The organism is Tunicatimonas sp. (assembly GCF_049647865.1).
Lineage (GTDB): Bacteria > Bacteroidota > Bacteroidia > Cytophagales > Cyclobacteriaceae > Tunicatimonas.
The window spans coordinates 1-8,089 of the sequence record NZ_JBARYM010000823.1 but is presented as its reverse complement, the minus strand read 5'-3'; the positions used below and the strand labels follow the sequence as shown (position 1 = coordinate 8,089).

9 protein-coding genes are annotated in these 8,089 nt (G+C 42.1%); 5 read left to right on the top strand and 4 right to left on the bottom strand.

Annotated elements, in window-relative coordinates; all coding sequences use genetic code 11:
* A partial coding sequence (locus tag WBA23_RS23850; protein WP_424584783.1) for a YebC/PmpR family DNA-binding transcriptional regulator occupies positions 1-136 on the top strand: 136 nt, incomplete at its 5' end.
* Positions 137-145: 9 nt separating this feature from the next.
* Here WBA23_RS23850 and WBA23_RS23845 read toward each other — a convergent pair.
* The 4 genes from WBA23_RS23845 to miaA form a co-directional block, all read right to left on the bottom strand.
* Positions 146-268: a hypothetical protein gene (locus WBA23_RS23845; RefSeq protein ID WP_424584782.1), complete on the bottom strand. Its 123-nt coding sequence runs from the start codon at positions 266-268 to the stop codon at positions 146-148.
* Positions 261-425, bottom strand: a complete 165-nt coding sequence (locus WBA23_RS23840) for a type II toxin-antitoxin system ParD family antitoxin (protein WP_424584781.1) — start codon at positions 423-425, stop codon at positions 261-263. The genes WBA23_RS23845 and WBA23_RS23840 overlap by 8 nt, the downstream gene beginning before the upstream one ends.
* 71 nt (positions 426-496) lie before the next feature.
* Entirely contained in the window at positions 497-2,059 is a 1,563-nt protein-coding gene (locus WBA23_RS23835; RefSeq protein WP_424584780.1) for an NFACT RNA binding domain-containing protein, read from the bottom strand.
* Between the two features lie 76 nt (positions 2,060-2,135).
* On the bottom strand, positions 2,136-3,074 hold the full coding sequence (gene miaA / locus WBA23_RS23830) for a tRNA (adenosine(37)-N6)-dimethylallyltransferase MiaA (protein WP_424584779.1): 939 nt from the start codon (positions 3,072-3,074) through the stop codon (positions 2,136-2,138).
* A gap of 77 nt (positions 3,075-3,151) precedes the next feature.
* On the opposite strand from miaA, the gene WBA23_RS23825 reads away from it, so the two are divergent.
* The 4 genes from WBA23_RS23825 to WBA23_RS23810 all read left to right on the top strand — a co-directional run.
* Complete coding sequence (locus tag WBA23_RS23825; RefSeq protein ID WP_424584778.1) at positions 3,152-6,790, top strand: PAS domain S-box protein; 3,639 nt, start codon at positions 3,152-3,154, stop codon at positions 6,788-6,790.
* Between the two features lie 29 nt (positions 6,791-6,819).
* A complete protein-coding gene (locus tag WBA23_RS23820) occupies positions 6,820-7,197 on the top strand; it encodes a response regulator (RefSeq protein WP_424584777.1) in 378 nt (125 codons plus the stop codon).
* A 153-nt stretch (positions 7,198-7,350) separates the two neighbouring features.
* Entirely contained in the window at positions 7,351-7,626 is a 276-nt protein-coding gene (locus WBA23_RS23815; RefSeq protein WP_424584776.1) for a hypothetical protein, read from the top strand.
* Positions 7,623-8,089: MBL fold metallo-hydrolase (locus tag WBA23_RS23810; protein ID WP_424584775.1), on the top strand; the 467-nt coding region annotated here is incomplete at its 3' end. The genes WBA23_RS23815 and WBA23_RS23810, both read left to right, overlap by 4 nt.

The following is an 8,089-nucleotide window of genomic DNA, read 5'->3' as shown; positions in this document are numbered from 1 at the left end:
CACCAGCGTAACGCTTGACGACGAAGCCCTACTCAGTGTAATGAAACTAGTTGATGTGTTGGAAGACGATGACGACGTAGCGAAGGTTTATCACAACGCTGATATAACTGAGGAGCAGATGGAGTTGATTGAGTAATACTTTAGGTTAAAATAAATTCTCCATATCTCTTCTTCCGTGAAGCACCCGAACGATCTGAATATTACTGCCTATTGAATAAGCTTTTTTCGCGGCTCGTTCTGCTTGGGCCTCAGAAATAATGCTATCCATATTCAGCGGCTCGCAGGGCTTCAAGCCGGTGATGCCGTTCTTGGTCTTTTTCTTCCAGTAGACGCAGTGCCTCGCGAACAACTTCGCTAGATGACCGATAGCGGCCAGTGCTCACCTTATCTTGCACGAATTGCTCTAAATCAGGGAAGGGATACATTCATTACTTTGTTACTTAACTGTTACACTAGGATACATCTAATGGCAAGTATTGTCAAACTTCGTTACTATTTAAGCTTCTGGCAATTTAGGTTCTACCATCAATACTTCTTCTCGGTCAACGATAACGGCTCCCGGTGGTAGGTTCTTGGACTTTCGGACGTATTTGCGGGGAGTGACAATCACGGGGCAGAGAGAATCACTCTTTCGTTTGGAGTAGTGCGCTGCGATTTGAGCCGCTTGTTCCACCACGTAGGGGGGAGGCGGTTGATTGCCTTGCTGTTTAATAATTATGTGCGAGCCGGTTACATCCTTGGCATGCAGCCACAGATCGTCTTTATGAGCGTAGTTGCGAATTAGCTCATCGTTATTTTTGGCACTTTTTCCTACCCAAACGGCGTAACCATCTAGGTTGAATACTCGGAAGGGAAAAGTCTTTTCTTCTTCTGCCTTTCCACTCAGTAACTGATGTTCCTCAGCGTACTGCCGAATTTCCGATAGATCATCCAGTGGTTCCAAATACTCTAGGTGAACTTCCGTAGCAATTAGCTGCGATTCTTTCTGGTCAATATTTTTGCGAAGCTGATCCACCTCTATTTTCTGATTTTTTGCCTTGCGGTAATAACGTTCCGCGTTTTTCTGAGGAGAAAGCTGACGGTTCAACTTAATATTGACCGTTTGATCATGATAAAAATCAAACAACGCGACTTCGGTAACTCCAGTCGAAACTTGATGAAGGTTAGCCATCAGAATGTCCGCTATTTGTTGGTGCTGGAGGCCAGTCTCTAACTTTGCTAAAGCGCGTTGATTCTTCCGAATGTATTGCTCACTCTGTTTTTTCTGTTTCTCTAATTTTTGCAGCAATTTCCCTTTCAGGCTATCGAGCCGAATACGTTTGATTTTACGAAGAAAAAAATCATTTAGGGCGGGTATTGGTTCGGTAAATTGCGTTATCAGATTACCGAGCGGAAGTAAACTCAGATGCAACTTGCCTTGCCACTCAACTACAAAGTACTGGGTGGGATTTTCTAGAGTAGTGAGTGCCAACTGTAACAGTTCCCACTGTTCATCAGCAGATTTATCATCATAGCGCTGCTGCTGTAAGTAACTCAAAGGAATCTTGCCAAATGTGGGATAAAGCTGACGAATATCCCCTCCGGCAGCATCAAACGCAACGCGGTCTACAGTCAACGAACGGTTAAGAGAAGAAATATTCAGCGAATGATCGTTTGCCAAACTATTCCGAAAAACATCAACTACTTTGTTGTTTTTAGTAAGCAGTAAATTAGCTCGATTACCGTGCATTTTAAACAGTAAGCCTAGTTCGCCAAAGTGCAACCAGAAACTACGTTCGTTAGCAAATTGCTGAATTTCAGTAAGTTTTTGATCTAAAAGCTCTGAAAATAGGTCAACGCTATTGCGTTTAGCCCGATGAAACTGAGCTGGAAATTGTAGACAACAAAAATAAGAGGCAAAGTGTGCTTTAATAAAAAATTCTTTTTGGCTAGCAGCACTATAGAATCCCAGAATCAGTTCATCTTTATTCTGACTAAAGCAGGCACCTAACTTCATACCCAATAAATGAGATCGAAGTGAATCGGTGAGTTGGCGTAAAAAGTAGTAGTTATGGTGCATGGATGGCTAAATTGCTGAATTGTTAAATGGTTGATTGCTAATAGTCCACAGTCCACAGCTTCTAACTTTTCACATTTCACATTTCACATTTCACGTTTTGCATATCAATGTGCTTAATAAGATGGGGCAGTAATTGACTACTCAGTAGATCGGTATCAAACCAACTAATTTCCGGGTCTTTATTAAACCACGTCCATTGTCGTTTGGCGTAGCGTCGGCTGTTACGTTTAATTAAGCGAATGGCTTCATCCCGCTCATATTGTCCTGCAAAGTACGGAAACCATTCTTGGTAGCCTACCGTACGCAGCGCGTTCATGTGCTGATAGGGCGCAAGTACCTTAGCCTCCGCTTCTAATCCAGCTTCTATCATCTGATCAACCCTATGATTAATTCGTTGATAGAGTGTATTTCGGTCCATCGTAATACCAATTTTGATGATCTGAAACGGACGAGGCTTAGAATGTTTTTGCTTCTTCCGAAATTCAGAAAAGGGTCTCCCTGAACTGTGATAAACTTCCAGAGCCCGCAGTATTCGGCGGTGGTTTTGTTGATCAACCTGTTCGTAATAAGTTGGATCGATCTGTTGTAGCTCTTCCAGCAAAAATTTTAATCCGTTTGCTTCATATTGTTCTTGCCAGTAACTGCGAGATTCTTCAGAAATATCAGGCATGGCATCTATTCCTTCGCACAGTGCTTTCACGTATAAGCCCGAGCCACCGGTAGCAACAACGAACGGGTACTTATGAAATAGTTTTTTAATGCTTGACAAAGCATCTCGCTCGAACTGCTTTACATCGTAGTCTTGAGTAATAGACAGGCTATTCACCAAATGATGTGGAACTTGTGCTAATTCGTTAAAATTCGGTTTGGCCGTCCCTATGGTCATCTCACGATAAAATTGCCGAGAGTCGGTAGAGATAATCTCAGTTTGGTAGTGTTGTGCTAGCTGAATGCATACTTTCGTTTTTCCTACGGCAGTAGGTCCTACGACCATGATAAGCGTTGGTTGGGTCATACCAGCATTACGGGAAATGCCTAGCTTTGGATTTGTACCCGCTTATTCCGTAAATTGAAAAAATCCATAAATTCTCTATGGCTAGTATTGAGAAACCATCATCATTAGAACAAGAGAATCAGCAACTAAAAGCAGAAATTGCCCGAATGAAAAGGGAAGAACAAGCTGCTATAGTCTCGTTGAATCACTTGCAGGATTCGTTACTGCATTCTGAGTTATTGGTCGTTTCTACCGATCAAGTGGGGGAAGTTACTTATTGTAATCACGCTTTTGCGGGAGCAGTGGGAAGAACCCTGGATGAGATGAGAGGACGGAATTTGTTCGATGAGCTAGAACCAGTAAGAGGGAAGAAAATTACCATCGACCGGTTTGTTACATTAACCAAAGATCGGAAAGAAACCAGCCGTATTAAGCAGTTCATCCGTACCTCTTTTGGCCATAAGCTAACTATTAACCTTCAGAGTATTGTTCTTCATCAGGAGGGGAAACAGGGACTCACCATTATTGCGGAGGATATTACCCAGCACAAACAAGTTCGGAAAAAGCTACAACAAAGCAATCGTCAGTTAGCCGAGCTTTACAATCGGGCGTACGATCTAATTGTAGAAGCCAACGAAGAAGGGGTAATTTTGATGGCGAACAAGACTTTTCATGATAAGCTGAAGTATCGGAACGCTGACATAGAGAAGTTGTCTCTATTCGATATTGTTGCACCCTCTTATCGTGAACAATTTGTTACCTACTGGAAAAGAACTTTAGCCCAAAATCAATCGGATAGTTTTCGGGTAGTATTTGCCTCGAGCCAAAATGAGATTATTCATGCCTCCGGTACATTGACCGCTAGCTTGCAGGATGGAAAAGTGAAAGTGCGTGGGGTATTTCACGATCTCAGCGATCAGGTGCGCGCTGATCAGGCTCGAAGTTTATACTACAGTATCACGAATTTAGTGCTACAAAGTCCCAATCTGGATAACCTGTATCCAAATATTCATCGGGAGCTGGATAAAACCATAGCTACTGAAGATTTAGCCATTGCTATCTGGCAAGAAGATCAGTTAAACTTCGTCTACGAAAAAAGCCAGGATAATAAGCGTTACAATGATGAAAACCAGCATAAAGCTTTCAGAGCGCTTTGTCACTACACTGTACTTGTAGATCATCCGCTATTCTTGCACCAAGATGATATTTATGAACTACAGCGGTCAGAGAAAATTCCCAGTGCCCCGGAAGTACCCAAGATATGGATTGGTATTCCGCTTAAAATTCGGGGCACCGTAGTAGGCATTCTCGCTTTACAAAAATTTGACCAAGGCAATCAAGTAGGCGTCAATGATTTTGAACTTCTTGATTTTGTGTCAGGGCAAATTGCGCTGATTGTGGAGCGAAAGCGAAGCGAAGAAGCTTTACGAGATTACACTGGTCAATTAAAAGCTATTCTGGAAAGCAGTACGCACCTCATTTGGTCAGTAGACCAAGATTTACGTCTCACTACTTTCAATCATAATTTTAAGACTACATTTCACTCTCACTACGGCGTAGAACCCATGTTAGGTGAGGTATACAATCCATTAGACCAAAAAACCACAAAGCAATACTTCACCCAGTGGAAGGATAAATACTTGCAAGTATTTGAGGGAGACATCGCCCATTTTGTATCTAAGATGAAGTTCGGTAAAGATGTTGTCGTCTGGAAATCCGTTTACCTGAACCCAATTTACCGAGAGGACGGAAGTATTCGTGAAATATCGGGTATTGCGCATGATATTACTCAGCGTCTTCAGTCGGAGCAAGCACTTACTGAAAGTGAAGAAAAATTCAGAACCATATTTGAGTCATTTCAAGACATTTACTTCCGATGCCGCTTAGATGGAACAATTACTCTGGTTAGCCCCTCAGTGCAGGAACTTGCGGCCTATGCGGTAGACGAGGTAGAAGGTCGAGACATAACGAACTATTACTTGTACGATAAGAAAACGAAGAATCTTATCCGCCAACTAGTAAAAAACAGGCGGGTTCGGAATTTTGAGGCCACTGTTATTAGCAAATCCGGTAAATTAATTCCTTGTATATGCAACGTGCGACTGGTTGGTAACTTATCGGGTAAGACCACTGAAATAGAGGGAGTACTACGTGACATTACCCAGCTTAAGGAAACTACTCGTGCATTGCAGAAAGCAAAAGATGTGGCTGAGCAGTCGTTAAAAGCAAAAGAGGCTTTTTTGGCAAATATGAGCCACGAGATTCGCACTCCTATGAACGGGGTGATTAGTATGGTGGATATGTTAGCCGATACTCGCTTAAATGAAGAACAAGCTGATTATGTGCAGACCATTAAATATTCTTCGGAGACTTTACTCACCATTTTGAACGATATTCTGGATTTATCCAAAATAGAAGCCGGTAAAATGCAGTTGTATTTAGCGGCTCTACCACTGGAAGGAATACTAGAAAAAAATCATAACCTTTTCGCCCAGCAGGCAGCCTCTAAAAATCTTCAGTTTGAGTACCAGTTTGAAGCAGGATTGCCTAAGTATTTCTGGGTAGACGAAACCCGGCTGCTGCAAATACTATCCAACCTTACTTCCAACGCCATTAAATTTACGGAGCGCGGGCAGGTGACCGTTCGGGTAGAAGAGGTTGCCGCTGAAAATAAAGATTTGGATATAGCCAATAAACACATCATTAAAATTTCAGTACAAGACTCAGGTATTGGCATATCTCAAAAAGACCAAGATGAGTTATTTGAGAGCTTTAACCAAGTAGATCCTTCAACCTCCAAGAAGTACAAAGGTACTGGATTGGGCTTGTCAATTGCTCGGCAACTCACTAGTTTGATGCAGGGTACTATTGGAGTGTATTCCGAACCTAAGCAAGGGAGTACTTTCTGGTTTACATTTGTCGCTAAAGCGGCTCAAGCCGATGAAATTCAGCAAACTTCATCTGAAACTAGTATTATTTATTTTACGGATGTTGTGCCACGAATTTTGGTCGTTGATGATAATGCTATCAATCGTAAAGTGGTGTGCCAGATGCTTAAGAAAAGTGGCTGCGATGTAACCCTCGCTAGTAGTGGTAAGGAGGCAATTAGCATAGTGCAACAGCAAGTATTTGATGTTATTTATATGGATATTCAGATGCCTGGAATGGACGGGATTGAAGCTACTCGGCATATCCGGGCTATGGATCTTCCTAATACTCCTCCCATTGTGGCACTCACAGCGTATTCCTTGCCGGGCGATAAAGAAAAATTTATGGAGGCTGGTATGGATGATTATCTGGCCAAGCCTATCCGAAAAAATATTATTACCAAAACCGCCGATTTACTCGGACTGGATCAAGAAGGGGAAGCATCTGTTGCTTCCGAAGATGAGGTGGCTAACGGTTCGCAACAACTAATCAATTGGGATACATTGAAAATGCTGGAGAAATACGGTGGCAATGAACTGGTAGTAGAAAGTCTGCAAGAGTTTGAAATGGAAGCGAAAGAATTACTAGCCGATGCGGCTGATGGAATAGAAAACCGTAATTATCAGCAAATTTTATCTAAATTGCACACATTAAAGGGTAATGCTGGTACTTTGGGTTTGGAAAGTATTGCGCATTATGCTAAACTCATCGAATCAAATTTAAAAGAAAACAACCGAAATAACCTTCATCAAGATTTTAAAACTCTCACTCAGGAATTTGTCCGATTCCAAGATAGTTACCAAGAATAACCTATGTATCAACCAGAAAAATTAAGATTATGGCCGATAGAAAGCAAGTGCTCGTAGCCGAAGATAGTTCGGTAATACAGAACCTAACAAAGAAAGTTCTTCAGTTCCAAAATTACGATATTGAGTCGGCCCGCGATGGTCAGCAAGTATTGGATATGCTGAAGCAGAAAAATTACGATATCATTCTAATGGATATCAATATGCCCAAAATGAATGGTATGGAATGCAGCAAGCAAATCCGCAATATGGATGATGACAAGAAATCTCAGGTGCCGATTATCGCTATTTCCGGCAATGCTAGCAATTATACCGAAGAGGATTTTGAAAAAGCAGGTATGGATGAATACATTCCCAAACCCATTAACTTCGACCATTTAGTAGAAGTAGTAAAAAAACATACGGAATAACGGTAAACGGTAAACGGTAAACGGTAGAAGGGTAAAAGGTAGAGAGAGCAATGATCAGAGAATGAATAATGACGAACTGCCTATATTTATCATTATTCACCAGTCATTACCAGCACTGTGGACTGTTGACCATTGACTGTAGACTAAAAGACTATGCAAATAAAATACACCCCTCACTACCTTCGCAAACTTGAAGATTTACTGAATGAGTCGGGTTATGTTTTGCGCTACGAGAAAGGAAACTTTAAATCGGGCTATTGCATACTGCGTGATACCTGCCTAGTTATCGTTAACAAGTACTATACGCTGGAAGGAAAAATAAACTGCCTGCTAGAAATTGTTCGTCAGCTGGATATTGATCCGGAAAAGCTATCGCCTAAGCAACAAAAACTATTAGTAGAGTTATTGGAAATACCCAATCCCCTTTGAAAGTAACATTTTTAGGTACCGGCACCTCCCAAGGCGTGCCAGTGATTGGGTGCAGTTGCGAGGTGTGTACCTCGGTAGATTTTCGCGATAAGCGCCTGCGTACTTCCGTACACCTTCAGGTAGATGAAAAAAGTATTGTCATTGATTCTGGACCCGACTTTCGTCAGCAAATGCTGGCTAATCGCATTCGGCAGTTAGATGCGCTGGTATTTACTCACGAGCACAAAGATCACACCGCCGGTATGGATGATGTGCGGAGCTTTAACTTTTTGCAGCAGCAGTCAATGCCCGTGTACGCCCACCCTCGGGTGCAAGAAAGTCTTAAGCGAGAATTTTCCTACGTGTTTGCTGAAAAAAAGTACCCGGGCGTGCCACAAATAGATTTGTACTCTATTGGTTTAAATCCTTTTCAGGCTGCAGGAATTCCATTTCAACCGGTAGAGGTGCTGCACTACAAACTTCC

Excerpts from the sequence above, each read along its gene's own strand:
- WBA23_RS23845 (WP_424584782.1), bottom strand. The coding sequence starts at position 268 with ATGGATAGCATTATTTCTGAGGCCCAAGCAGAACGAGCCGCGAAAAAA.
- WBA23_RS23840 (WP_424584781.1), bottom strand. The coding sequence starts at position 425 with ATGTATCCCTTCCCTGATTTAGAGCAATTCGTGCAAGATAAGGTGAGC.
- WBA23_RS23835 (WP_424584780.1), bottom strand. The coding sequence starts at position 2,059 with ATGCACCATAACTACTACTTTTTACGCCAACTCACCGATTCACTTCGA.
- miaA (WP_424584779.1), bottom strand. The coding sequence starts at position 3,074 with ATGACCCAACCAACGCTTATCATGGTCGTAGGACCTACTGCCGTAGGA.
- WBA23_RS23825 (WP_424584778.1), top strand. The coding sequence starts at position 3,152 with ATGGCTAGTATTGAGAAACCATCATCATTAGAACAAGAGAATCAGCAA.
- WBA23_RS23820 (WP_424584777.1), top strand. The coding sequence starts at position 6,820 with ATGGCCGATAGAAAGCAAGTGCTCGTAGCCGAAGATAGTTCGGTAATA.
- WBA23_RS23815 (WP_424584776.1), top strand. The coding sequence starts at position 7,351 with ATGCAAATAAAATACACCCCTCACTACCTTCGCAAACTTGAAGATTTA.